This window comes from Pseudoxanthomonas sp. LH2527 (genome assembly GCF_022539275.1).
GTDB lineage: Bacteria > Pseudomonadota > Gammaproteobacteria > Xanthomonadales > Xanthomonadaceae > Pseudoxanthomonas_A.
The window spans coordinates 71,383-96,378 of record NZ_JAKZBW010000013.1 but is presented as its reverse complement, the minus strand read 5'-3'; the positions used below and the strand labels follow the sequence as shown (position 1 = coordinate 96,378).

20 protein-coding genes and 1 tRNA gene are annotated in these 24,996 nt (G+C 67.9%); 16 read left to right on the top strand and 5 right to left on the bottom strand.

Annotated features, from left to right (window positions below; genetic code table 11):
- The first annotated feature begins 16 nt into the window (after nucleotides 1–16).
- Nucleotides 17–92, top strand: a tRNA-Thr gene (locus MMG85_RS09255).
- 64 nt (nucleotides 93–156) lie between these two features.
- Here the strand turns inward: MMG85_RS09255 and MMG85_RS09250 are convergent.
- Nucleotides 157–1,749 carry a heme peroxidase family protein gene (locus MMG85_RS09250; protein WP_241045780.1) on the bottom strand — a complete coding sequence of 531 codons (1,593 nt, stop codon included), beginning with the start codon at nucleotides 1,747–1,749 and terminating at the stop codon, nucleotides 157–159.
- 367 nt (nucleotides 1,750–2,116) lie between these two features.
- Here MMG85_RS09250 and radA point away from each other — a divergent pair, with 367 nt between their 5' ends.
- The gene (gene radA / locus MMG85_RS09245) at nucleotides 2,117–3,511 is read left to right on the top strand and encodes a DNA repair protein RadA (RefSeq protein WP_241045786.1); all 1,395 of its coding nucleotides are present in this window, start codon (nucleotides 2,117–2,119) and stop codon (nucleotides 3,509–3,511) included.
- A 125-nt stretch (nucleotides 3,512–3,636) separates the two neighbouring features.
- Here radA and ccsA read toward each other — a convergent pair whose 3' ends face one another.
- Entirely contained in the window at nucleotides 3,637–4,428 is a 792-nt protein-coding gene (ccsA, locus tag MMG85_RS09240; protein WP_241045779.1) for a cytochrome c biogenesis protein CcsA, read from the bottom strand.
- 95 nt (nucleotides 4,429–4,523) lie between these two features.
- On the opposite strand from ccsA, the gene ffh reads away from it, so the two are divergent.
- The 8 genes from ffh (at nucleotide 4,524) to MMG85_RS09200 (ending at nucleotide 9,972) form a co-directional block, all read left to right on the top strand.
- Nucleotides 4,524–5,894: a signal recognition particle protein gene (gene ffh / locus MMG85_RS09235; protein WP_241045778.1), complete on the top strand. Its 1,371-nt coding sequence runs from the start codon at nucleotides 4,524–4,526 to the stop codon at nucleotides 5,892–5,894.
- 119 nt (nucleotides 5,895–6,013) lie between these two features.
- On the top strand, nucleotides 6,014–6,814 hold the full coding sequence (locus MMG85_RS09230; protein ID WP_241045777.1) for an aminotransferase class IV family protein: 801 nt from the start codon (nucleotides 6,014–6,016) through the stop codon (nucleotides 6,812–6,814).
- A 105-nt stretch (nucleotides 6,815–6,919) separates the two neighbouring features.
- Complete coding sequence (gene rpsP / locus MMG85_RS09225; protein ID WP_055935613.1) at nucleotides 6,920–7,174, top strand: 30S ribosomal protein S16; 255 nt, start codon at nucleotides 6,920–6,922, stop codon at nucleotides 7,172–7,174.
- 38 nt (nucleotides 7,175–7,212) lie between these two features.
- Nucleotides 7,213–7,740: a ribosome maturation factor RimM gene (gene rimM / locus MMG85_RS09220; protein WP_241045776.1), complete on the top strand. Its 528-nt coding sequence runs from the start codon at nucleotides 7,213–7,215 to the stop codon at nucleotides 7,738–7,740.
- A 110-nt stretch (nucleotides 7,741–7,850) separates the two neighbouring features.
- A complete protein-coding gene (trmD, locus tag MMG85_RS09215) occupies nucleotides 7,851–8,609 on the top strand; it encodes a tRNA (guanosine(37)-N1)-methyltransferase TrmD (protein WP_241045775.1) in 759 nt (252 codons plus the stop codon).
- Between the two features lie 149 nt (nucleotides 8,610–8,758).
- Nucleotides 8,759–9,163, top strand: coding sequence for a 50S ribosomal protein L19 (gene rplS, locus MMG85_RS09210; protein ID WP_241045774.1), 405 nt, complete (start codon nucleotides 8,759–8,761; stop codon nucleotides 9,161–9,163).
- A 110-nt stretch (nucleotides 9,164–9,273) separates the two neighbouring features.
- Nucleotides 9,274–9,549: a hypothetical protein gene (locus MMG85_RS09205; protein ID WP_241045773.1), complete on the top strand. Its 276-nt coding sequence runs from the start codon at nucleotides 9,274–9,276 to the stop codon at nucleotides 9,547–9,549.
- A gap of 21 nt (nucleotides 9,550–9,570) precedes the next feature.
- A complete protein-coding gene (locus tag MMG85_RS09200) occupies nucleotides 9,571–9,972 on the top strand; it encodes an RNA-binding S4 domain-containing protein (protein ID WP_241045772.1) in 402 nt (133 codons plus the stop codon).
- 67 nt (nucleotides 9,973–10,039) lie between these two features.
- On the opposite strand, the gene MMG85_RS09195 is transcribed toward MMG85_RS09200, so the two are convergent.
- The 3 genes from MMG85_RS09195 to mutS all read right to left on the bottom strand — a co-directional run bounded on the left by MMG85_RS09195 (nucleotide 10,040) and on the right by mutS (nucleotide 16,018).
- On the bottom strand, nucleotides 10,040–10,702 hold the full coding sequence (locus MMG85_RS09195) for a DUF937 domain-containing protein (protein WP_241045771.1): 663 nt from the start codon (nucleotides 10,700–10,702) through the stop codon (nucleotides 10,040–10,042).
- A 111-nt stretch (nucleotides 10,703–10,813) separates the two neighbouring features.
- The gene (gene katG, locus MMG85_RS09190) at nucleotides 10,814–13,060 is read right to left on the bottom strand and encodes a catalase/peroxidase HPI (RefSeq protein WP_241045770.1); all 2,247 of its coding nucleotides are present in this window, start codon (nucleotides 13,058–13,060) and stop codon (nucleotides 10,814–10,816) included.
- A 396-nt stretch (nucleotides 13,061–13,456) separates the two neighbouring features.
- Nucleotides 13,457–16,018, bottom strand: coding sequence for a DNA mismatch repair protein MutS (mutS, locus tag MMG85_RS09185; RefSeq protein ID WP_241045785.1), 2,562 nt, complete (start codon nucleotides 16,016–16,018; stop codon nucleotides 13,457–13,459).
- Between the two features lie 394 nt (nucleotides 16,019–16,412).
- On the opposite strand from mutS, the gene MMG85_RS09180 reads away from it, so the two are divergent.
- The 6 genes from MMG85_RS09180 (at nucleotide 16,413) to alaS (ending at nucleotide 24,902) form a co-directional block, all read left to right on the top strand.
- Nucleotides 16,413–18,983 carry a TonB-dependent receptor gene (locus tag MMG85_RS09180; RefSeq protein WP_241045769.1) on the top strand — a complete coding sequence of 857 codons (2,571 nt, stop codon included), beginning with the start codon at nucleotides 16,413–16,415 and terminating at the stop codon, nucleotides 18,981–18,983.
- A 126-nt stretch (nucleotides 18,984–19,109) separates the two neighbouring features.
- Nucleotides 19,110–19,601: a CinA family protein gene (locus MMG85_RS09175; RefSeq protein ID WP_241045768.1), complete on the top strand. Its 492-nt coding sequence runs from the start codon at nucleotides 19,110–19,112 to the stop codon at nucleotides 19,599–19,601.
- Nucleotides 19,602–19,770: 169 nt separating this feature from the next.
- Nucleotides 19,771–20,412 carry a transcriptional repressor LexA gene (gene lexA / locus MMG85_RS09170; RefSeq protein ID WP_241045767.1) on the top strand — a complete coding sequence of 214 codons (642 nt, stop codon included), beginning with the start codon at nucleotides 19,771–19,773 and terminating at the stop codon, nucleotides 20,410–20,412.
- Between the two features lie 178 nt (nucleotides 20,413–20,590).
- Nucleotides 20,591–21,625, top strand: a complete 1,035-nt coding sequence (gene recA / locus MMG85_RS09165) for a recombinase RecA (protein WP_055935588.1) — start codon at nucleotides 20,591–20,593, stop codon at nucleotides 21,623–21,625.
- 17 nt (nucleotides 21,626–21,642) lie between these two features.
- Nucleotides 21,643–22,158 carry a recombination regulator RecX gene (gene recX, locus MMG85_RS09160; protein ID WP_241045766.1) on the top strand — a complete coding sequence of 172 codons (516 nt, stop codon included), beginning with the start codon at nucleotides 21,643–21,645 and terminating at the stop codon, nucleotides 22,156–22,158.
- Nucleotides 22,159–22,250: 92 nt separating this feature from the next.
- Complete coding sequence (gene alaS / locus MMG85_RS09155; protein ID WP_241045765.1) at nucleotides 22,251–24,902, top strand: alanine--tRNA ligase; 2,652 nt, start codon at nucleotides 22,251–22,253, stop codon at nucleotides 24,900–24,902.
- The last annotated feature ends 94 nt before the right edge of the window (nucleotides 24,903–24,996 follow it).

Here is a 24,996-nt window from a genome sequence, read left to right as displayed (position 1 = left end):
TAAAATTCGCGGCTCCGCCGGAATAGCTCAGTTGGTAGAGCGGCGCATTCGTAATGCGTAGGTCGTAGGTTCGATTCCTATTTCCGGCACCAGACGTACCAGAAGGGCCGCCCGCAGGGGCGGCCCTTCTGCTTTCAGGTCACACGGCCCGCCGGCTCAGTCCCCGATCGGGTTGATCTCGTCCACGAAGGTCAGCAGGTCGGCCATCGTGTACTTGCCTGCGGCCGTGGGCGTGGCGCCGGGCTTGAACAGGCTAGGCTCGAACAGCGGGTTCTGCCGGCGGAACGACAGCGCATCGCTGTCCAGCAGGCCGATGAACGTCTCGGCCACGATCCGGCTGCCCACCTGGCCCAGGCGGTCGCCGTTCTGCTGTACCTGGGCTTCCTTCAGCAGGTAGTACCAGAGCGGGGTGTTGCTCCCCAGCCCCTGCGCGATGAGCACCTGGCCGTCCGGCCCGCTGCCCAGCTCCTGCGGGGTCAGCGGGGTCAGTTGCATGGTCGCCGCGACCGCCTGGCCCGAGGGCAGGCCCATCCGCACGCCGCGCATCAGGTTGCGGACGGGCAGGGAGCCGGCGCCGTTGGGCAGGCCATGCAGTTCCTCGGCCAGCAGCGGATCGATCTTCCGCGTGGCATCGGGGGTGACGCCACCGCCGGGCAGGTCGTAGAAGCGGCGCCAGTCGATGATCCAGTCGCTCGGCACCGGAATGTCGTCGGTCGAACCGCGACCCGATACGCCGCTGAACTGGAACAGCAGCGCGAGCGTGGCCGGGGTGACGCCGCCGAAACGGAACACCCGGTTGTAGTTGTAGGCATTGCGCACCTGCGAATGCCCGAAGCGGTACGCCGCCACCGAGAACTCCACCGGCATGAACGCTTCGCCGGCAAAGTCGAAGAACGAGCGCCCGTTCTGCACGACGTCGGCCAGCACGGCGGGATCGCACAGCCGGGCCAGGAAGTCGTCGATCACCATGCGCTGGTAATGCCAGGTCACCAGCTTGCGCGCCTCCGTGAACAGGCCGGTCTGCGGAAAGCCTTCGGCTTCCAGCTTGTCGACGCACTTGTTGTGCAGCTTGATGAAGGCGAGATGGGTCTGCGCGACCACCAGGTTTTCGTCGTTGCGCGGATCGCCGATCACGGCGGTGCCATTGAGCCGCAGCAGGTCGTTGGGCATGTCGGGCGGGATGGTCGCATCGCCCCCGCCGGTCTGCGTGGCACCCACGCGCAGCTTGCGGCGGCCGGGCTCGTACAGATAGGGCTGGGTGGAGGGGCCGGTGCCGTAGACCGAGTCGAGGTCGAGCTTGGGCGTGCGGAAATTGAAGACCGCCTGCGGATCCACCAGCACTTCCGGCATCGAGGTGGGATCGAAGGTGATGTCGTGGTCGATGAACTGGCCCAGGTAGGTGAAGCCGGAGGGAATGCCGGGGTTGTCGCGGGTGGGGTCGGCGCCGGAGGGATCGCGCATCGCATTGCCCAGTGCGGTCAGCGCGGCATCGTCGACCACCAGGCCGGGCAAGTTGGGGAACATGCGGCCGAACCGGCCCGGATCGAACACCGGCCCCTTGGGCGGTGGCGTTTCGTTGCGGGGGTCGTAGCCATGCTGCGGCCAACTGGCGGGCGAGGCGCCGTAGCTGTAGCTGCACTTGCCGTAGGCATGTCCCGAATCGGGGCCTGGCTGCTTGCCGGGATTTCCGGGGGCAGCCTTCGTGGCAGGTGCGGACGCATGCTTTGCGGGGGTCTTCTTCACGGCCATGGTGAATCTCCTGATTCCTTGAATGGAACGCCGGGGGACAGGCAGGGGCTGCAATCCCCGGCGTCGCGTGCGACTCGTGACGGCGCACGCAGCCGCGCTCGCAAGGTGTCGCGTAAGGGGCAACGCGCGCCTGTCATGGCGACGGACAACCGTACGTCGCACGGGAAGTCCGCTTTCCTGCGGTTTTCCTGCACGCGGTGCGTGCGGAGGCGTCGGCGATGTACGCGGTGAATGCCTGCGATTCAGCGCGTCTTGCCATTGCCACGCATTGCGTGGGGGTTGCCGCGCGTGCCTCGCTTGCGCCGCGAAGGGGTGTCTCGCCATGCGCGACACCGGCCGGATACAGTGGGCGTCCTTGATCGTCGAGATGCCCGTGGCCAAGACCTCCGCCAAGTCACGTACCGCCTACGTCTGCACCGAATGCGGCGCCGACCACAGCAAATGGCAGGGCCAGTGCGCCGACTGCGGCGCGTGGAATTCGCTCAGCGAGATCGTGCTGGAAACCGCCGCCGGCGCGCCCGCCGCCGCTCGCCGCAGCGGCTGGGCGGGCAAGGCCGAGGCGCCGAAGATCACCGCGCTGAAGGACGTGCGCCACAGCGAAGAGGCACGCGTGAGCACCGGCATCGGCGAGTTCGACCGCGTGCTGGGCGGCGGCCTGGTGGAAGGCGCCGTGGTGCTGGTCGGCGGCGATCCCGGCATCGGCAAATCGACCCTGCTGCTGCAGGCCGTGGCCCGCATGTCGGCCCACCTGCCGGCGCTGTACGTGACCGGCGAGGAATCGCTGGCCCAGGTCGCCGGCCGAGCCGTGCGCCTGGACCTGCCGCTGGACAACCTGCAGGCACTGGCCGAAACCGGCATCGAAACCATTCTGCAGCACGCCTCGGTGGCGCGGCCCAAGCTGATCGTCGCCGACTCCGTGCAGACCCTGTGGACCGAATCGCTGACCGCTGCCCCCGGCTCCGTCAGCCAGGTGCGCGAGAGCGCCGCCCGGCTGGTGCGCTACGCCAAGGAGACCGGCACGGCCGTTTTCCTGGTCGGCCACGTCACCAAGGAGGGCGGCATCGCCGGTCCGCGCGTGCTGGAACACATGGTCGACGCGGTGCTGTATTTCGAAGGCGAGAGCGGCAGCCGCTTCCGCGTGCTGCGCGCCTTCAAGAACCGCTTCGGCGCGGTCAACGAGCTGGGCGTGTTCGCGATGGGCGAAAAGGGCCTGAAGGAAGTGCCCAATCCGTCGGCGATCTTCCTGTCCGGCAGCGCCCAGCAGCCGGGCAGCTGCGTGATGGTCACCCGCGAGGGCACGCGCCCGCTGCTGGTGGAAGTGCAGGCGCTGGTCGACAGCTCACCGCTGTCCAACCCGCGCCGCGTGGCGGTGGGTCTGGAGCAGAACCGGCTGGCCATGCTGCTCGCCGTGCTGCACCGGCACGGCGGCGTGGTGGTGGGCGACCAGGACGTGTTCGTCAACGTGGTCGGCGGCATCCGCGTGCAGGAAACCGCGGCCGACCTGCCGGTGCTGCTGGCCGTGCTGTCCTCTCTTCGCGACCGTCCGCTGGCCGAGAAGACCATCGCCTTCGGCGAAGTGGGCCTGTCCGGCGAGATCCGCCCCGTGCCCAACGGCGAAGAGCGCCTGCGCGAAGCCGCCACCCACGGCTTCAAGCGCGCCATTGTGCCCAAGGGCAACGCACCGAAGTCGGGCACGTTCAAGGGGCTGGAGGTGGTGGCCGTGGAACGACTGTCGCAGGCGCTGGAAGCCGCGGCGGAGTAGGGCGCGCGCGGCTGTTGTGGGAGCGACGTGAGTCGCGATTGTAGGATCGAGTCCGCCGGGAACAGTGTCGCGCGTGCCAGCCGTGCGATCGCGACTGACGTCGCTCCCACATTGAAAACAGGCGGTTAGGCCCGCCTCAACACCATTTCATACACGAACTTGCTGCCGAAAAAAGCCAGCAGCAACAGCGCCATGGCGGTGAGCGTCCAGTGCACGGCCTTGGCGCCGCGCCAGCCGTAACGCCAGCGGCCGACCAGCAGGCCGCCGAAGACCAGCCACGACAGCACGCTCAACACGGTCTTGTGGGTGAGCTTCTGGATCAGGAAGTTTTCGACGAACAGCACGCCGGTCAGCAGCGTGGCGGTCAGCAGGATGAAGCCGACCGTGATGGTGCGGAACAGCAGGTCTTCCAGTTCGGTCAGCGGCGGCAGTGCGCGCAGCCAAAGATGGAATTCGCGACGGCGCAGGGCGCGTTCCTGCGCCCACAGCATCACCGCCAGCAGCGCGGCGATCGCCAGCGCGGCGTAGGCCAGCAGCGCCAGCCAGGCATGCAGCTGCAGGCGCCAGTCCAGCCCGTTCGTGGCCTGGTGGCCGTAGACGTGGTAGGTGGCCAGCAACGCGGCGGCCAGCGGGAAGGCGATCACGCCCAGCGCGGCCATGCGGCCCTGGATCGCCACCAGCAGCGTCATCACCGCCATGCCCAGCGAGACCAGCGACAGTGCGGCGAAGAAATGCATGTCCGGTCCGCCCGGCGTACGCCAGGCGACCAGCAGATGGTAGGTGCCGTGAAGGACCACCGCGCCCAGCGCCGGCCAGACCCACGGGCGCGGCGCATGGCCGGTGTCGCGGGCGACGGAGCGGACCAGCAGGCCGGCGGCCAGCAGGTAGAGCGCGACGGCGATGAGAATGACTGTCATCGCAGAAGTGTCGCACAGCGGGGCGGCCGGCAGCAGGGGCGGCTGCGGCGCGACCGCTTATACTTCCCGTCCGTTTTTCTGGTCCTGCCTGCCCCATGTTCGAATCCCTGACCCAGCGACTCTCCGGCACCATCGAGCGCCTGCGCGGCCGCGGCCGCCTGAGCGAGGAGAACATCCGCGAGGCCACCCGCGAGGTCCGCATCGCCCTGCTGGAGGCCGACGTGGCCCTGCCGGTGGTGCAGGCGCTGATCGAGCGGATCAAGGTGCGCGCGGTCGGCCAGGAAGTGCTGAAGTCGCTGACCCCGGGCCAGGCACTGATCAAGATCGTCCGCGACGAATTGACTGCGGTGATGGGCTCGCAGGCCAGCGACCTGAACCTCAACGTGCCGGCGCCGGCGGTCATCCTGATGGCCGGCCTGCAGGGCGCGGGCAAGACCACCACCGTCGGCAAGCTGGCCAAGCACCTGCGCGAGAAGCGCAAGAAGAAGGTGATGGTGGTCAGCGCGGACGTCTACCGCCCCGCCGCCATCGAGCAGCTGAAGACGCTGGCGCAGCAGGTGGACGTGCTGTTCTTCCCGTCCGATGCGGGGCAGAAGCCGGAAGCCATCGTTCGCGCCGCCATCGACGACGCGCGCAAGTCCTTCGTCGATGTGCTGATCGTCGATACCGCCGGCCGCCTGGCGATCGACGAAGCGATGATGGCCGAGATCAAGGCGCTGCATGCGGCGGTCAAGCCGGTGGAGACGCTGTTCGTGGTCGACGCCATGACCGGCCAGGACGCGGCCAACACCGCCAAGGCCTTCAGCGAGGCGCTGCCGCTGACCGGCGTGGTGCTGACCAAGACCGACGGCGACGCGCGCGGCGGTGCGGCGCTGTCGGTGCGCTACATCACCGGCAAGCCGGTCAAGTTCATCGGCGTGGGCGAAAAGCCCGATGGCCTGGACGTGTTCCACCCCGAGCGCGTGGCCGCCCGCATCCTCGACATGGGCGACGTGCTGTCGCTGGTCGAACAGGTCGAGCAGAACGTCGATCGCGAGAAGGCCGAAAAGCTGGCCGCCAAGGTCATCAAAGGCAAGAAGTTCGACCTCAACGACATGCGCGACCAACTGGAGCAGATGCAGAACATGGGCGGCATCGGCGGCCTGATGGACAAGCTGCCGGGCATGGGCCAGATCCCCGAGCACGTGAAGCAGCAGGTGCAGCAGGGCAAGGAAGTGCCGCGCATGATCGCCATCATCAACTCGATGACCAAGAAGGAGCGCCGCAACCCCGCGCTGCTCAACGGGTCGCGCCGTTCACGTATCGCCAAGGGCGCGGGACTGACGCCGGCCGACGTCAACAAGCTGATGAAGCAGTACCAGCAGATGGAAAAGATGATGGGCAAGCTGGCCGGCGGCGGCATGAAGGGCCTGATGCGCAACATGAAAGGCATGATGGGCGGGCGTGGCGGCATGCCGTTCCGGTGAGTCGGTGAAGCACTGTAGGAGCGACGTCAGTCGCGACCGGATGCCGCCGGCCTCCATGGCGCTTTCGTTCTCTCGGTCGCGACTCACGTCGCTCCTACATTGAAAGATTCAGGCGCCGCATGACCTCCGCCTTCCTCAACGGCAAACCGGCCACCGCCGACGACCTGCGCGCGCTGGCGCTGGCCAACTACGGCCACTTCACCTCGATGCAGGTGCGCGACGGCGCCGTGCAGGGCCGGGCGTTGCATCGGCAGCGGCTGGAAGAGGCGACGCAGGCGCTGTTCGGCACGCGGCTCGACGGCGACGATGCGCTGAAGCAGGCCGCACACGCGTTGCATGAGGCCGGTCTTGGCGATGCCTCCGTGCGCATCACCGTGTTCTCCACGCGCTTCGACTACCGTGATCCCGCGCGCGACGTTCAGCCCGACGTGCTGGTGACGCTGTCGCCGCCTGCATCCCGCGACAAGCCGGCGCTGCGGGTGAAGTCGTATCCGTTCGTGCGCCCGCTGCCGCATTACAAGCACGTGGGCACGTTCCCTCTGTTCCACTACCGTCGGCAGGCATTGGCCGACGGTTTCGACGATGCGTTGTTCGTCGATCCGGCAGGGCAGGTGGTCGAGGGCTCGATCTGGAACCTGGGCCTGTGGGATGGCGAGTCGATTGTCTGGCCCGAGGGGCCGGCCCTGCGCGGCACCGCCGAGCGGCTGTTGCAGCAGGCGCTGGGCCGGGCGGGTATCCCGCAGCGGCACGTGCCGGTCATGCGGGGGGAACTGGATCGCTACCGGGCGGGCTTCGCCTGCAATGCCAGTGGCGTGCAGCCCGTGGTCGCGGTGGACGCTGTCGCATGGGGCGCTGATACCGCCCTGATGGCGACGCTGGCGGACGCTCTGGCGTCCGTCCCGTGGGAGCCGCTGGCCTGACCTGCGCGGTCACTGGCAGGGGCGGGGTTTTCCTGACGGATTCAATGGCTTAGAATAGCCGGCTTACCTCGCCATTCTGGCGACTGGGCAACACTGGAAAACACCATGGTCAAGATCCGTCTCACCCGCGGCGGCGCGAAGAAGCGCCCCTTCTACCACATCATCGTCACCGACTCGCGCAGCGCGCGCGACGGCCGCAACATCGAGCGCGTGGGCTTCTACAACCCGGTCGCCGCTGGCGCCGAGAAGCGCGTCGAACTCGACATCGCCCGTGTGGACCATTGGGTCGGCAACGGTGCGCAGCTGACCGAAAAGGTCCGCAACCTGTACAAGGAAGTCAAGACCGCTCCGGCGGCCTGATGGCTTCGGCCGCGCCGACCGCGCGGCCTTCCGTTCGCATGGACACCGAGCGCCCACCGACCCCGCAGAAGATGATTCTGCTGGGAAGGCTACTGGGCGCTTTTGGTGTGCGCGGCCAGATCAAGATCGAATCCTGGACCGAGCCGCGCGACGCCATCTTCCGCTACCAGCCGTGGACGCTGCGCGACGCCAGCGGCGCCGAGCGCGAGTTCAGCGGTGCGCGTGGCAAGGCCTCGGGCAAGCACCTGGTGGCGACGCTGCCGGGCGTGGAAGACCGCGATGAAGTGGAAGCGATGCGCGGGCTGGAGATCTTCGTCCCCCGTTCCGCGCTGCCGCCGCCGAGCGCAGGCGAATTCTATTGGGTCGATCTGGAAGGCCTGCGCGTGGTCAATGCCGACGGCACCGATTTCGGCACCGTCTCGCACCTGTTCTCCACCGGCGCCAACGACGTGCTGGTGGCGCGCGGCGACCGCGAGCGCCTGATCCCGTTCGTCGAACCCGACTATGTCCGCTCGGTGGATTTCGAGGCGGGCGTGGTCACCGTGGACTGGGATCCGGAATTCTGAGAGGCGGGGAATCGGGAGACGGGAATAGAGGATAGTGAAAGCGGCGACGCGTCGTTTCCGCGTCCATCCATGCTGTAGCTTCTCCCCATTCCCCATTCCCCATTCTCCCAATGCGCATCGACGTCATGACCCTATTCCCCGAGTTCATCGCCCAGGCGGCGGCCGTGGGCGTGGTCGGGCGGGCGCAGGAGCGCGGGTTGCTGTCGCTGCATGGCTGGAATCCGCGCGACTACGCCAGCGGCGGCTATCGCCGCGTGGACGACCGTCCGTTCGGCGGCGGTCCCGGCATGGTGATGATGATCGAGCCGCTGCAGGCCTGCCTGTCGGCGGTCCGCGCCGCCGATCCCGCGCCGGCGCCGCTGATCTACCTGAGCCCGCAGGGCGCGCCGTTGACGCAGAAGAAGGCGCGCGAACTGGCCGCGCTGCCGCGGATGATCCTGCTGTGCGGACGCTACGAGGGCGTGGACGAGCGTTTCCTCGACGCCGAAGTGGACGAGGAGATCTCCATCGGCGACTACGTGCTGTCCGGCGGTGAGCTGGCGGCGGCGGTGGTCATCGATGCCGTCGGTCGCCTGCAGGAGGGCGCGCTGAACGACGCCGATTCGGCCGTGCAGGACAGCTTCGAGGGCGATGGCCTGCTCGATTGCCCGCATTTCACCCACCCATCCAGTCACCCGTGGGGTGAGGTCCCGGCGGTGCTGCGCTCCGGCGACCATGCCGCGATCGCCCGCTGGCGGCGCCAGCAGGCGCTGGGCCGGACCTGGCTGCGGCGGCCGGACCTGCTGGACGAAACCGCCCTGTCCAAGGCCGACCAGGCCCTGCTGGCGGCCTTCCGTGCCGGTCTGGCGGGGACGGACGGGGCAGGGTAGCCAGCCCGTCCGGGAATCCGGTAGAATGCGCGACCCTTGGGCGGTTCTCGCCCCCGGATCCCATAACAATATCGTGCAGCGCAATCCGGCGACTGCATCAGTTTCCGCTGTCGCAAGACACGATCACGCATACAAGCATTGGTGCCAACATGAGCAAGCTCCTCCAGGAATTCGAAGCCTCCCAGATCACGCGCGAGCTGCCCGCGTTCGGCCCCGGTGACACCGTGGTGGTCAACGTGAAGGTCAAGGAAGGCAACCGCGAGCGCGTGCAGGCGTACGAAGGCGTCGTCATCGCCAAGAAGAACGCCGGCCTGAACTCCGCCTTCACCGTCCGCAAGATCTCGCACGGCTACGGCGTCGAGCGCGTCTTCCAGACCCACAGCGCCTCCATCGACTCGGTCGAAGTGAAGCGCCGCGGCAAGGTCCGCGCCGGCAAGCTGTACTACCTGCGCGAACTGGAAGGCAAGGCTGCCCGCATCAAGGAAGACCTGGCCGCGAACGCCGCCGCCAAGGTAGCCCGCCAGGCCGCTGCCGCCGCGGCTGCCGCCGAGTAATTCCGGCCCACGCGCGTCGCACGAACGGCCACCCTCGGGTGGCCGTTTGCGTTTCCGCCGGGCGCGTTTCGGTGCAGACTTGCGCCCACCGCGATGGAAAGGAGAACGCCATGCGCCTGACGCGAATCCTGTCGCCCCTGTTGGCGGCCCTGCTGCTGCCGGCATGCGCGAGCGATCCGATGGCGGCCAACGATCCGTACACCGCAGCGCCTTTCGCCTGGTGTGCCGATGAAGCCCGCGCCGCCGCGTCGCAGCCGATGCCGAAGGACGCCAGCCCCACCCAGCGCCAGGCGGCGCGCGATTTCCACATGTCCAAGGCCTGCCAGCGCGCCCACGAGCACAAGGCCGAGCTTCCGTTTCCCGTCGTCCCGTCACGCCTCCCCTGAGGCGACTGTTTCCGTCTTCCGATGACCGAATCCGCCGATGCGTCCGTCCGCCTGGATCTGTGGTTGTGGGCGGCCCGCTTCTTCAAGACCCGCAGCCTGGCCAAGCAGGCCATCGAGACCGGCAAGGTCGATGCGGCCGGACAGCGCGCGAAGTCGTCGCGCGCCGTGCGCGTGGGTGACACGCTGGTGGTGACGCGGGGCGACGACGTGTTCGAGATCGAAGTGCGGGCGCTCAGCGACAAGCGGGGTCCGGCGGCGGTGGCGCAGCAGCTGTATCGCGAGTCGGAAGATGCGCGTGCGCGGCGGTTGGCCGCGCTGGCGGCACGGCAGGCCGAGCGCGCCGGCTACCAGGCACCGCAGTCGCGTCCGGACAAGCGGGCACGCCGGCTGATCCGTGCGCTGGGCGATATCGACGCGCTGTAGCGTGTCCACATGAAGAAGGGCGCCAGCGGCGCCCTTCTTCGTTTCCGTCCCGGTGTGCGTACGTGGATCAGCGTCCGCCGCCCAGCATGCCGCTGCCGATCTTGAGGATGTCGCCCAGGCCCAGTTGGCCATCGCCGTCCTGATCCAGCACGGCGCCCAGCAGGCCGCCGCCCAGTCCGCCCTGTTGCTGCGCGACCTGCCGTTCCTGACCGAGCACCTGGCCGAGCGCGCTCGGATTCGCATTGCCCTGGCCCAGAAAACGCTGGGCCAGGAACGACAGCACGATCGGCGCGAGGATCTTCATCAGCATCGCCGACTTGTCGCCGCCCAGGCCGGTGGCCTGGCCGAGGCTGGCTTCGGCGCGAGGCTGCGCGCCGCCGAAGATGTGCCCGAGGATGGCGCCGCCATCGGTCTGCCGGCTGGGCGCCGAGCCGCCGCCCAGTACCGCACCGAGCACGCTGCCCAAGTCCAGGCCGGCGTGATCCTTCTGCAGGGCACCGAACAGGGCTTCGGCGCCCTGCGGCTGCGCGGCGTTCTTGCCCAGCGCACCCAGCAGCAACGGCAGGGCCGCGGCGACCGCGCCGGAGGCCTGCATCTGCCCCACGCCGAGCTGTTGCGATACCTGCTGCAACGGTGCGCCCTGCAGTTGGGCGAAGAGTTCTTCTGCGAGTGACTGGTTGCTCATCGTGCGGCCGTCCTCCTGGACGAGTGTGATAGTGGCGTCGGCCATCCTAGCGCCAAATTATGTGATCGCCGCCTCACAATAACGGCCGCCGACCGGCGGACCCGGGATGGTCCGCCGGCCCGGCCGGCAGGCGGACCTCCGTCATACCGCGCGGCATCACGCCAGGTCGAAGCGATCCAGTTCCATCACCTTGGTCCAGGCGGCGACGAAATCGCCGACGAACTTCGCCTGGCCATCCTGGCTGGCATAGACCTCCGACAGCGCACGCAGCACCGAGTTGGAGCCGAACACCAGGTCCGCGCGCGTGCCGGTCCACTTCACCGCACCGGTCTTGCGGTCGCGGCCTTCGTAGCCGTTGGCGCCGGTGGCCTTCCACTCCGTGCCCATGTCGAGCAGGTTGACGAAGAAGTCGTTGCTCAGCGTGCCGGGCTTGGCGGTCAACACGCCGTGCGCGCCGCCGTCGGCATTCGCGCCCAGCACGCGCAGGCCACCGACCAGCACGGTCATTTCCGGCGCGGTGAGCGTCAGCAACTGCGCGCGGTCCACCAGCAGGTGTTCGGCGGGCACGGCGGAGCGGCCCTTGAGGTAGTTGCGGAAGCCATCTGCGAACGGCTCCAGCACCGCGAACGATTCCACGTCGGTCTGGTCGGCGCGCGCGTCGGTGCGGCCGGGACGGAACGGCACGCTGATGTCGTGGCCGCCGGCCTTCGCCGCCTGCTCGATGCCGACGCCGCCGGCCAGCACGATCAGGTCGGCCAGTGAGACCTTCTTGCCGCCGGACGCGTCCAGGTTGAACTCCATCTGGATGCGTTCCAGTGCCTTCAGCACCTTCGCAAGCTGCGCGGGCTGGTTGACCTCCCAGTCCTTCTGCGGCGCCAGGCGGATGCGCGCGCCGTTCGCGCCACCGCGCTTGTCGCCGCCGCGGAACGTGGAGGCCGATGCCCAAGCGGTGGAGACCAGTTCGGCCACGGACAGGCCCGAGTCCGCGATCTTCCGCTTCAGCGCCGCGATATCGCCGGCGTCGATCGCCGCGTAATCCGCCTTCGGCAGCGGGTCCTGCCAGACCAGTTCTTCCTTGGGCACTTCCGGGCCCAGGTAGCGCGCGCGCGGCCCCATGTCGCGATGGGTCAGCTTGAACCAGGCGCGGGCGAAGGCTTCGGCGAAGGCCTGCGGATTTTCCAGGAAGCGCTTGGAGATCGGGCCGTAGATCGGGTCGAAGCGCAGCGACAGGTCGGTGGTCAGCATCTTGGGACGCTGCTTCTTGGTCTTGTCGTGCGCGTGCGGCACGTCCTCGGGCGCGTCCTTGGCGACCCACTGGTGCGCGCCGGCCGGCGACTTCTCCAGTTCCCACTCGAAGCCGAACAGGTTCTCGAAGAACTTGTTGCTCCACAGCGTCGGCGTCTGCGTCCACGTCACCTCGATGCCCGAGGTGATGGTGTCGCCGCCGCGACCGCTGCCGAACTTGTTGTGCCAGCCGAAGCCCTGCGCCTCCAGTTCGTCGGCCTCGGGCTCGGCGCCGACGTTGTCGGCCGGGCCGGCACCGTGGGTCTTGCCGAAGGTGTGGCCGCCGGCGATCAGGGCGACGGTTTCCTCGTCGTCCATCGCCATGCGCGCGAAGGTGTCGCGGATGTCCTTGGCCGCCAGCAGCGGATCGGGATTGCCGTCCGGACCCTCCGGATTCACGTAGATCAGACCCATCTGCACCGCGGCCAGCGGATTCTCCAGGCGCCGCGAATGCACATCACCGTCGGCGTTGTCATCGGAGACCAGTACGCCCTTGTCGCCGGGCTTCTCGACGCCCTCCGAACCGTGCGCATAGCGGATGTCGCCGCCGAGCCAGGTGGTCTCGCGGCCCCAGTACACGTCCTGGTCGGGTTCCCACACGTCCTCGCGGCCGCCGCCGAAGCCGAACGTGCGGAAACCCATCGTCTCCAGCGCCACGTTGCCGGTGAGGATCATCAGGTCGGCCCAGGAAATGCCCTGGCCGTACTTCTGCTTGATCGGCCACAGCAGCCGGCGCGCCTTGTCCAGGCTGACGTTGTCCGGCCAGCTGTTGAGCGGCGCGAAGCGCTGCTGCCCGCGGCCGCCGCCGCCACGTCCGTCCTGGATGCGGTAGGTGCCCGCGCTATGCCAGGCCATGCGGATGAAGAGGCCGCCGTAGTGACCGAAGTCGGCCGGCCACCAGTCCTGCGAATCGGTCATCAGGTCGCGCAGGTCCTTCTTCAGCGCGTGGTAGTCCAGCTTGTTGAAGGCCTCGGCATAGTTGAAGTCGGGCGCCAGCGGGTTGGAACGCGACGAATGCTGGTTCAACAGGTCCACGCGCAGCTGGTTGGGCCACCAGTCGCGGTTGCCGGTACCGCCGCCGGCGGTCTGGTGGAACGGGCACTTCGATTCGGTGGTCATGGACAGGTTTCCTTGGGCGGTCGGGTGTGGAGGGCAGGGTGGATCTAACGAATGGACTGCAACGCGATACGGCGCGACGCGACGTCAGGCGCGCGCGGGTGTCGGGAAGGAACGGGGATGCCGGCAACGGCACAGCGAAAGCACTGACATGGCTCACGTCCTTGCAGGGCGTTGGCGGATGGCGACCAGACTAGGCAGTGCGAACGATCAATGAAAATCGTTTGTGACGAAGAGTTCGATAGCGGCTTTCAATGGTGCGTTGCGCCATCCCGAAACTCCTTTCGTGCGCGCCACGATACCCCGGGCACGTTACGCCGATGTTGTAGATGCGTGCGCAGGACGAGCCTGCCGCATCGGGACGCAAAGGGGCGCCCGTATGCGGGCGGCGTGCAGACGTCAGAGCAGCGCCTTGAGGCGGTAGAGGGATTCCAGCGCCTGCTTCGGCGTCAGTTCGTCCGGGTCGATCGCGGCCAGTGCTTCCTGCGCCGCCGAAGGGGCAGCGAACAGGCCGAACTGCTGCGGCGCATCGAGCGCCTGTGGGGCCATGTCGGAGGCGTGCGTTTCGCGGCCGCGCTGCTCCAGTTCCGCCAACCGACGACGCGCCTGTTGCAGCGTGGTCTTGGGCAGTCCGGCCAGCGCCGCGACCTGCAGGCCGAAACTGCGGTCGGCGGCACCGTCCTTCACGGCATGCATGAAGACCAGCGTGTCGCCGTGTTCCACCGCATCCAGATGGACATTGGCGATGCCGCTGCCGGGTTCGCTGGCCAGCGCGGTCAGCTCGAAGTAGTGGGTGGCGAACAGCGTGTAGCAGCGGTTGACCGAAGCCAGGTGACGCGCCACGGCATCGGCCAGCGCCAGGCCGTCGTACGTGGAGGTGCCGCGACCGATCTCGTCCATCAGCACCAGCGACTGCGCGCTGGCGTGGTGCAGGATGTAGCTGGTCTCGGCCATTTCCACCATGAAGGTGGACTGCCCGCGCGCCAGGTCGTCGCCGGCGCCGATGCGGGTGAGGATGCGGTCGATCGGGCCGATCACCGCACGCGAGGCGGGCACGAAGCTGCCGATGTGCGCGAGCAGTACGATCAATGCGTTCTGCCGCATGTAGGTGCTCTTGCCGCCCATGTTGGGGCCGGTGATCACCAGCATGCGGGGTTCGACAGGCTCACCCTGCGCGGCATTGCCAAGGCGCAGGTCATTGGGCTCGAACGGTTCCTTGCGCACCGCCTCGACCACCGGATGGCGGCCGCGCTCGATGTACAGGCCTGGCGCCTCGGCGAGTTCGGGCTGCGCCCAGTCCAGTTCCTGCGCGCGTTCGGCGAAGGCGGCCAGGACATCGAGTTCGCTTAGCGCGCCGGCGCAGCGCTTCAGTGGCTCCAGACGCGCGTTGAGCGTATCCAGCAGCGCGTCGTACAGCAGCTTCTCGCGCGACAGCGAACGCTCGCGCGCCGACAGCACCTTGTCCTCGAACTGCTTCAGTTCCTCGGTGATGTAGCGCTCGGCGCCGGTCAGCGTCTGCCGGCGGGTGTAGTGCACCGGCGCCTTGTCGGCTTGGCCCTTGCTGATTTCGATGTAGTAGCCGTGCACGCGGTTGTAGCCGACCTTCAGCGTGGCGATGCCGCTGCTCGCGCGCTCGCGCGCTTCCAGGTCGACCAGGAACTGGTCGGCATTGGTGCTGAGCCGGCGCAGCTCGTCGAGTTCGGCGTCGTAGCCGTCGGCCAGCACGCCGCCGTCGGTGAGCTTGAGCGGCGGTTGCGGCGCGATGGCCGCCAGCAGCAGCGCGGCGGTGTCGTCGTGCTCTCCCAGTTCGGCGGCGAGCGCCTGCAGGCGCGGCGAATCGAGTGGCTGCAGGTGGCGGCGGACGTCAGGCAGCAGCGCCAGGCCATCGCGCAGCGTGGACAGGTCGCGCGGGCGCGCCGAGCGCAGCGCCACGCGGGTGAGGATGCGCTCCAGATCACCGAGCGCGCGGAAGCCGGTGCGGAGGTCGCGATCCGTGCCTTGGCCGATCAGCGTGGCCACGGCGTGGTGGCGTTGGCCGAGCAGCGTGCGGTCGCGCAGCGGGCGGTGCAACCAGCGGCGCAACAGGCGGCCGCCCATCGGGGTGACGGTGGTGTCCAGCACACCAAGCAGCGTGTGCCGGGTATCGCCGTCGACGCGGGTATCCAGTTCCAGGTGGCGGCGCGTGGCCGCGTTCATGGCGATCGCGTCGCTGGCCGATTCCAGCGCGATCGCGGTCAGGTGGGGCAGGCGCTGCTTCTGGGTTTCCTCGACATAGCCGAGCAGCGCGCCGGCGGCACCGGTGGCCAGCGCCTTGTCGTCGATGCCGAAGCCGGTGAGGTCATGCAGGCCGAAGAAGGCCAGCAACTGCCGCCGCCCGCTGTCGGGATCGAACAGCCACGGTGCGCGGCGACGGATGCCGGTGCGCTGCTGCAGGAAGGCGGGCAGGCCTTCTTCGTCGGGCACCAGCAGTTCGGCCGGTTCCAGCCGGGCCAGCTCGGCTTCGAGCGCGTCGTCGCTGTCGACCTCGTTGACCATGAAGCGGCCACCGGCCAGGTCGGCCCAGGCCAGTCCGTAGCCCGAGCGGCCGCGGCTGACCGTCATCAGCAACGTGTCGCGGCGCTCGTTGAGCAGGGCTTCGTCGGTCACGGTGCCGGGGGTGACCACGCGCACCACCTTGCGCTCCACCAGGCCCTTCGCCAGCGCCGGGTCGCCGATCTGCTCGCAGATCGCCACCGATTCGCCCAGCGCCACCAGCCGCGCCAGATAACCTTCGCAGGCATGCACCGGCACGCCCGCCATCGGGATCGGCGCGCCGCCGGAACTGCCGCGCTGGGTCAGGGTGATGTCCAGCAGCCGCGCGGCCTTGCGCGCATCGTCGTAGAACAGCTCGTAGAAGTCCCCCATCCGGAAGAACACCAGCAGGTCCGGATACTCCGCCTTGGCGGCGAAGAACTGCTTCATCAGGGGCGTGTGTTCCGACTTGTCTTTGCTCACGAGGCCAGCGGGGAGGGGGAGGCAAAAGGGCGTTGATTGTAGCGGCTGGGCGCAGGCGTCCGCCGCGCGCAGGGAGGCGGTCGCGTGGCCGCAGCCCTCTCTTCCGGCGTGCATGTCGCCATGCCATCGGGTCGTGGGCGTAATCGAAGTTCCGCACGATCGTTCGGAAAATCAGGGGCTTATCCGTGCCAAAGTGCTGGCCTGCGTATCGACGCAGTGCAGAATGCCGAGCTGTGAAGCGGGTGTTAATTTCGCGTTGACGCAAGGGGAGTTGCGTTCGTCATCGGCGGCACGGCCGCTTGTCGCACAAGAAACATCACAGGCACTCATCGCCAGCACATGACCCTTGGGAGGGGAGAACATGGTCAACGCATCGCCCAGGCACAAAGCGCTTTCGCTCGCCGTCTTCACCGCGCTCTGCGCCAGCTCGCATGCGTACGCGCAGCAGGCCGCCGCACCCGCCGGTGAGGAGGAGCCCACCACGCTGGCCACCATGACGGTCACCGCGCAGAAGCGCGAGGAAGCGCTGCAGGACGTGCCGATCGCGGTCACGGCCATTTCCGAGCAACTGCTGCAGGACACCGGCGTGCGCGACATCAAGGACCTGCAGGTCCTGGTGCCCGGCCTGACCGTGACCAGCACGCAGAGTGAGGCCATCACCACCGCGCGCATCCGCGGCATCGGCACGGTCGGCGACAACGTCGGCCTGGAGTCCTCGGTGGGCGTGGTGATCGACGGCGTCTACCGTCCGCGCAACAGCGTCGGCTTCGGCGACCTGGGCCAACTGGAGCGCATCGAAGTGCTGAAGGGGCCGCAGGGCACGGTGTTCGGCAAGAACACCTCCGCCGGCGTGATCAACGTGGTCACGCGCCGCCCCAGCTACACGCAGAGCGCGGAAGGCGAGGTCACGGTGGGCAACTACAATGCCCTGGGCGTGTCGGGTGCCTACAACGATGCGCTGGGTGAAGTGGGCGCGTTCAACATCTACGCCGCCAAGCGCAAGCGCGATGGCTGGATGGATGTGCGCAGGGGCAGCGGCCCGCGCCGCGAGACCGACGACAACGACCAGAACTTCCACACCGTGCGCGGCAAGCTGCTGCTGGAGCCGACCGAGAACCTCGAAATCATGGTGTCGGGCGATTTCACCAGCCGCGAAGAGAACTGCTGCGCGGCAGTGCAGACCACCGTCGGCGCCACCGCAGCGATCCTCAACGCGCTGACGGGTGGCCAGGCGGTCGCGGCGCCGGGCGACAATCCGTTCGACCGCGTCGCCTACAGCAACCGCCCGACCACCCAGGACATCAAGGAAAACGGTGTGGCCGTGGAGGTGAACTGGGATTCGTCCTGGTTCGGCGGCGCCACCCTGACCTCCATCACCGCGCAGCGCGAGTGGGAGGCCATCAACGGCCTGGACTACGATTTCAGCACGGCCGACATCCTGTACCGCGTGGCCGACGAGGACGAGTCGTTCACCGGCTTCAAGACCTTCAGCCAGGAATTCCGGCTGACCGGCGCGACCGACCGCATCGACTGGATGGTCGGCGCGTTCTACACCGACGAAGACCTGGACCGCACCGAAACCTATCGCATCGGTTCGCACTACGAGCCCTACCTGTCGGTGGCCCTGCTGTCGATCATCAATCCGGCCCTGGGCACCTCGCCGACCGCCCCGCTGTTCCTGTCGCAGGCGTCCGGCCGGCCGTTCGGTACGGTGTTCGCCGGCCTGGGCGCGCTGGACACGTACGAGCAGAGCGCCAAGAGCACGGCGTTGTTCACCAACAATACCTGGCACGCCACCGACGCCCTGGACCTGACCCTGGGCCTGCGCTACACCCGCGAGAAGAAGACGCTGGTGTCGAACTACAGCAACCCCAACGGTGGCGCCGGCTGTGGCGCGATGCTCGCCAACCCGGCGCAGGTCGTCGCCGCGCTGGTCGCACGCGGCCTGTCGGTGGCGCAGGCCAGCGCCGCCGCGCCGACCGTGGTCGGCTACGGCTGCCTGCCGTGGGCCAACCCGCTGCACAACGCGCCCACGCGCGACACCGTGCAGTCGCGTGAAGAGAAGGAATGGTCCGGCACGGTCAAGGCGGCCTACCGCTGGAACGACAACGTGATGACCTACGGTTCGTTCGCGCGCGGCTACAAGGGCGGCGGCTTCAACCTCGACCGCGTGCAGTCCTCCAACGGCCTGAGCAGCGGCAGTGCGAACGGCATCCTGCCGGTTCTCGACACCTCGTTCGCGGGCGAGTTCGTGGACAGCTACGAGCTGGGCGCCAAGACCACCTGGCTCGACGGCAACCTGCTGTTGAACGCCACCCTGTTCCACCAGAAGTACGAGGACTTCCAGCTCAACAGCTTCCTGGGCACCAGCTTCGTGGTGCGCTCGATTCCCGAAGTCACCTCGCAGGGCCTGGACGCCGAACTGATGTGGCAGCCCAAGTCGATCCGCGGCCTGATGCTGCAGAGCGGCCTGATGTACGCCGACACGCAGTACGGCGACAACATCCCGGGCGGCGACTTCGTCTCGCCGACCGGCGCGCTGTACAAGTTGCCCGGCGCGCAGATGAGCTTCGCGCCGAAGTGGTCCGGTTCGGCATCGATCACCTACGAGTGGGACGTGGGCAGCCTGCTGGCGCGCTTCAACATCGGCGCCAAGTACGTGTCCGAGTACAACACCGGCTCCGATCTCGATCCGGAGAAGATGCAGGGCGCCTACACCGTGGCCAACGCCCGCTTCGGCATCGGCGCGCAGGACCAGCGCTGGATGCTGGAGTTCTGGGGCAGCAACATCACCGACGAGGAGTACGTGCAGGTCGGCTTCGATGGCCCGCTGCAGAATGTGTCGCCGGCACCGAACAATCCGTTCAACACCTTCAACGCGTTCCTCGGCGCGCCGCGCATGTACGGCATGACCCTGCGCGTCCGGTACTGATCCCCTTCGCATGATGTCGCGGACGGCCCGCCTCTCCAGGCGGGCCGTTTTCTTTCCGGCGTCCGGCAGGGCGACAGCACGCGGCAAATCGGCTACAACAGGCGCGAATCCCTGTCGGAACCGATGATGTCCGTGCCCACCGATGAAGCGCTGCGCGTCCTGGCCCACCATGTCGGCGAACGCCTGCGGCAGGGGCGCGACCATCTGGTCACGGCCGAGAGCTGCACCGGCGGCTGGATCGCCAAGTGCGTGACCGACATCGCCGGCTCGTCGGACTGGTTCGACTGCGGCCTGGCGGCCTACAGCTACGAAGCCAAGCAGGCCCTGCTGGGCGTGCGGCCGCAGACACTGGAGACGCATGGCGCGGTCAGCCGCGAAACCGTCATTGAAATGGTCTCGGGCGCGCTGGTGAGTTCCGGCGCCAGCGTCGCGGTGGCGGTCACCGGCATCGCCGGCCCGGGCGGCGGCAGTCCCGACAAGCCGGTGGGGACGGTGTGGATCGGCTGGAAGCGGCGCGGCGGCTACGCGCGGGCGGAGGTCTTCCAGTTCGATGGTGACCGCGACGCCGTGCGCAGGCAGACGGTCGAGACGGCATTGAAGGGGCTGGAGCAGCTTTGAGGTGATGCGGCCCCTCTCATGGGGCGGCGTTCGGCGACGTGCCGGGTTGGTTTGCCGGGCCGGGGCAAGCCGGATCCGGCGCCCGGGATAGCCACGACGGGCCGGCTGATCGACTCAGCAGCCATCAAGCAGTTGCCAGACGTCAGAGTTAGTAGTATTACTACTAACCATGGACCTGACCGATACCCAGCACGCCATCCTTGCCCTGATCGCCGAACGGCTCGAAGCCGAGGGCATGCCGCCGTCGCAGGCGGAAATCGCCAAGGCCTTCGGCTTCAAGGGCGTGCGCGCCGCCCAGTACCACCTGGAAGCGCTGGAGCAGGCGGGCGTCATCGAACGCGTCCCAGGGCGTGCCCGCGGTATCCGCCTGCTGAAGGCGCCGCCCTCTGCGCAGCCCGACCTGGCGTTTCCGCCGGCCAACGACGACGGGCTGCGCGTGCCGGTGCTCGGACAGGTGGCGGCGGGTGCGCCGATCGGTGCGGACGCAGGCCACCATGACTATGTGTTGCTGGACCGTGCCTTCTTCGCCCCCGCGCCGGATTACCTGCTCAAGGTGAAGGGCGACTCGATGCGCGACGAGGGCATCTTCGATGGCGACCTGATCGGCGTGCACCGCACGCGCGACGCCCGTTCCGGGCAGATCGTGGTGGCCCGGGTCGACGACGCCATCACCGTCAAGCTGCTGAAGATCGGCAAGGACCGCATCCGCCTGCTGCCGCGCAACCCCGACTACGCCCCCATCGACGTGCTGCCCGACCAGGATTTCGCCATCGAGGGACTGTACTGCGGCCTGGTGAGGCCGAACCGGTGACGCCGGCGAGCGTATCCGACGTGACCGGGCGGTGTTTTCCGATGCCCGCGCGCGGCACCGGCCGATCCCTGCGGGCCGCATCGACGACTAATTTCACGCCCACGCCCTCCGTCGCAGCCTGTGCGATGGGCGCCCACCACACTGATCGCACCTGACCACCTTGATGAGGACCACGACAATGGACGAGAACAAGAAGCGCGCCCTATCCGCCGCACTGACCCAGATCGAACGCCAGTTCGGCAAAGGCTCGGTGATGCGCATGGGCGACCGGGTCATCGAACCGGTCGAGATCATTCCCACCGGCTCGCTGATGCTGGACATCGCCCTCGGCATCGGTGGCCTGCCGCGTGGCCGCGTCGTGGAAATCTATGGTCCCGAGTCCTCGGGCAAGACCACGCTGACCCTGCAGGCGATCGCCCAATGCCAGAAGCAGGGTGGCACGGCCGCCTTCATCGACGCCGAACATGCACTGGACCCGATCTACGCCGCCAAGCTGGGCGTGAACGTGGACGACCTGCTGCTGTCGCAGCCGGATACCGGTGAGCAGGCGCTGGAGATCGCCGACATGCTGGTCCGTTCGGGCTCGATCGACATCGTGGTCATCGACTCGGTGGCCGCGCTCACGCCGAAGGCCGAAATCGAAGGCGAGATGGGTGACCAGCTGCCGGGCCTGCAGGCCCGTCTGATGAGCCAGGCGCTGCGCAAGCTCACCGGCAACATCAAACGCTCCAACACCACCGTCATCTTCATCAACCAGTTGCGCATGAAGATCGGCGTGATGATGCCCGGCCAGAGCCCTGAAGTGACGACTGGCGGCAATGCGCTGAAGTTCTATGCCTCGGTTCGCCTGGACATCCGTCGCATCGGCGCCATCAAGAAGGGCGACGAGATCATCGGCAACCAGACCAAGATCAAGGTCGTCAAGAACAAGCTGGCGCCCCCGTTCAAGCAGGTGGTCACCGAGATCCTGTACGGCGAAGGCATCAGTCGCGAGGGTGAACTGATCGACATGGGCGTGGAAGCCAAGCTGGTCGAAAAGGCGGGTGCCTGGTACAGCTACGGCAGCGAGCGTATCGGCCAGGGCAAGGACAATTCCCGCACCTTCCTGCGCGAGAACCCGGCGATCGCCGCGCAACTGGAGGCCGAACTGCGCGAGAAGTTCCAGCCGGCCGAAGCGTCGCGCGATGAAAAAGCCGACGACGACGGCGAGTAAGCGCGGGGCGGTGCGGGATGTCGGCTGAGGACGGGCAGGCGGGAGCACGGGCGGGACACCGTCGCAAGCCCGTTGAGCAGACCCCGCTGCAACGCGCGCTGGGCCTGCTGACCCGGCGCGAGCATTCCCGACGGGAACTGTCCCGCAAGCTGGCATCCCGGGGTGTGGATGCGGCCGATGTGCGATCGGCCGTGGACCGGTTGGCGGATGAAGGTTGGCAGAGCGACACGCGCTTTGCCGAAGCCCTGGTCCGCAGCCGGGTCTCGGGTGGTTATGGACCGCTGCGCATCAAGGCCGAGCTGTCCACCCATGGGCTGGACCGCGAGGCGGTCGCGGCGGCCATGGCCACCTTCGATGGCGACTGGACCGAAACGGCGTGCGACCTCGTCCGCCGCCGTTTCGGTCCAGCCCGCCGGATCGAGCCGGCGCAGGCCCGCAAGATCGCGGATTTCCTGATCCGGCGCGGCTTCGATGCGGCGGCGGTCCGCGCCGCCAGCCAGTTGGAGCCGGAGGACTGGGAAGGGGCGGCCTGATAATCTAGCGTATTGGGTAGCCTCCCCCGGGCGCGTCCGCCTTTGGCGCATGGCGCGGGGCGATGGGGCGCCTTCCCGCCAATGCCTGCCAGATGACCACTCCCAAGATCCCCAGCACCCGCCAGATCCGCCAGGATTTCCTCGATTTCTTTGCCGGCAAGGGCCACACCATCGTGCCGTCCGCCTCACTGGTGCCGGGCAACGATCCCACCTTGCTGTTCACCAACTCCGGCATGGTGCAGTTCAAGGATGTGTTCCTGGGCGCGGAAAAGCGCAGCTACGTGCGCGCGGCCGACGTGCAGCGCTGCCTGCGTGCGGGCGGCAAGCACAACGACCTCGATTCGGTCGGTTATACCGCGCGCCACCATACCTTCTTCGAAATGCTGGGCAACTGGTCCTTCGGCGACTATTTCAAGAAGGAGGCCATCGCCTGGTCGTGGGAGTTGCTGACGGACGTGTGGGGACTGGCACCGGAACGGCTACTGGTCACCGTCTATCACACCGACGACGAGTCCTACGACTTGTGGAACAAGATGATCGGCCTGCCGCCCGAGCGGATCGTCCGCATCGGCGACAACAAGGGCGCCCCTTACGCCTCGGACAATTTCTGGCAGATGGCCGACACCGGTCCCTGCGGCCCTTGCACGGAGATCTTCTACGACCACGGCGACCATATCGCTGGCGGCCCGCCCGGTTCGCCCGATGAGGATGGCGATCGCTACATCGAGATCTGGAACAACGTCTTCATGCAGTTCGATCGCCAGCCCGACGGCACGCTGGTGCCGCTGCCGGCGCCGTGCGTCGACACCGGCATGGGACTGGAGCGTCTGGCTGCGGTCCTGCAGCATGTCCATACCAACTACGAAATCGACCTGTTCCAGGGCCTGATCCGCAAGGCCGCCGAGCTGACCGATACGCCCGACCTGGAGAACAAGTCGCTGCGCGTGATCGCGGACCACATCCGCGCCTGCAGCTTCCTGATCGTCGATGGCGTCTTGCCGTCCAACGAGGGCAGGGGGTATGTGCTGCGCCGTATCATCCGCCGCGCGCTGCGCCATGGCTGGATGCTCGGGGTGCGCCAGCCCTTCTTCCACAGGATGGTCGGTACGTTGTCCAAGCTGATGGGCGATGCCTATCCGGAGTTGCCGGCCGCCCGCGAACTGGTCGAGCGTGCGCTCAAGGCCGAGGAAGAGCGGTTTGCCGAGACGCTGGATTCGGGCATGCGCATCTTCGACGACGTTGCCTCGCGCGTGGCCGATGGCGTGATCCCGGGCGCCGATGCGTTCCGGCTGTACGACACCTACGGTTTCCCGGTCGACCTGACCGCCGACATCGCGCGTGAGCGCGGGCTGACGGTGGACATGGCCGGCTTCGATGCCGCCATGGAAGAGCAGAAGCGCCGCGCCCGCGATGCCGGCAAGTTCACCTCCACCACGGGCCTGCCGGCCGACCTGGTGGCCCAGCTCTCGCCGACCGTGTTCCTGGGCTACGACCAACTTGATGCCGGCGGCCTGCAGGTCGTGGCGCTGCTGAAGGAGGGCCGCCCGGTGCCGTTGGTGGAAGCCGGCGACGATGCCGTCGTCATCCTGGACCGTACCCCGTTCTATGCCGAGTCCGGCGGCCAGGTCGGCGATACCGGCGTGCTGGTCGAACAGGGCGTCGAGTTCGATGTGGCGGATACGCTCAAGTTCGCCGGCCAGTTCCATGGGCACGCGGGCCGTGTCGCCAAGGGCACGTTGAAGCTCGGCGATCACGTGGTGGCCTCGGTGGACGCCGCGCGTCGCGCCAGCACCATCCTCAATCACTCCGCCACCCATCTGCTGCACGCCGCCTTGCGTGAAGTGCTGGGCACGCACGTCCAGCAGAAGGGTTCGCTGGTCGCGCCGGATCGCCTGCGCTTCGATTTTTCCCATTTCCAGCCGATGACGGCTGCGGAACTGGCGGAGATCGAGCGCCGCGTCAACGCGCAGATCCGCGCCAACAGCGCCGCCGAAGTGCACCACATGGGCATGCAGGAAGCGCTGGATTTCGGCGCCATGGCGCTGTTCGGCGAGAAGTACGGCGAGCACGTGCGCGTGCTGAAGATGGGCGACTACTCCACGGAGCTCTGTGGCGGCACCCATGTCGGCCGCACCGGCGACATCGGCCTGTTCAAGCTGGTGGGGGAAAGTGGTGTCTCCGCCGGCGTCCGGCGCATCGAAGCGGTGACCGGGCAGGGCGCGCTGGACTACGTGGCGGACGAAGAGCGCCGCCTGACCGAGGCGGCCAGCCTGCTTGGCGGCAATGCCGGTGAGGTGGTCGACAAGATCCGCGCGCTGGCTGATCGGCAGAAGAAGCTCGAGCGCGAGCTGGAATCGCTGAAGGCGAAGGCGGCTTCCTTTGCCACCTCGGATCTGGGCAGTGCGGCCGTCGACGTGGGGGGCATTCGCGTCCTGGCCACGCGGCTGGAAGGCTTCGACGCCAAGGCCCTGCGTGATGCGGTGGACCGCCTGAAGCAGCAGCTCGGCGACGCGGTGATCGTCCTGGCCGGGACCGCAGACGGCAAGGCCGCGCTCGTCGCCGGTGTGAACGGCGCTGCAACCGGCCGGGTCAAGGCGGGGGAACTCCTCTCACATATCGCGGGTCAGATCGGCGGCAAGGGCGGTGGCCGCCCGGACCTCGCCCAGGGTGGTGGTGAGGACGGGCCCGCCCTTGCGACTGCCCTGCAGGGCGTTCCGGGGTGGGTCCAGCAGCGTCTTGCCTGACCCCCGTCTTGGACCAATCGGTGCTTGCGGCCGTATGCCCCCGGCCGCTAACATGCTTTAAGTTCATGAATGTACCAGGAAGCCGCCGGCCCAT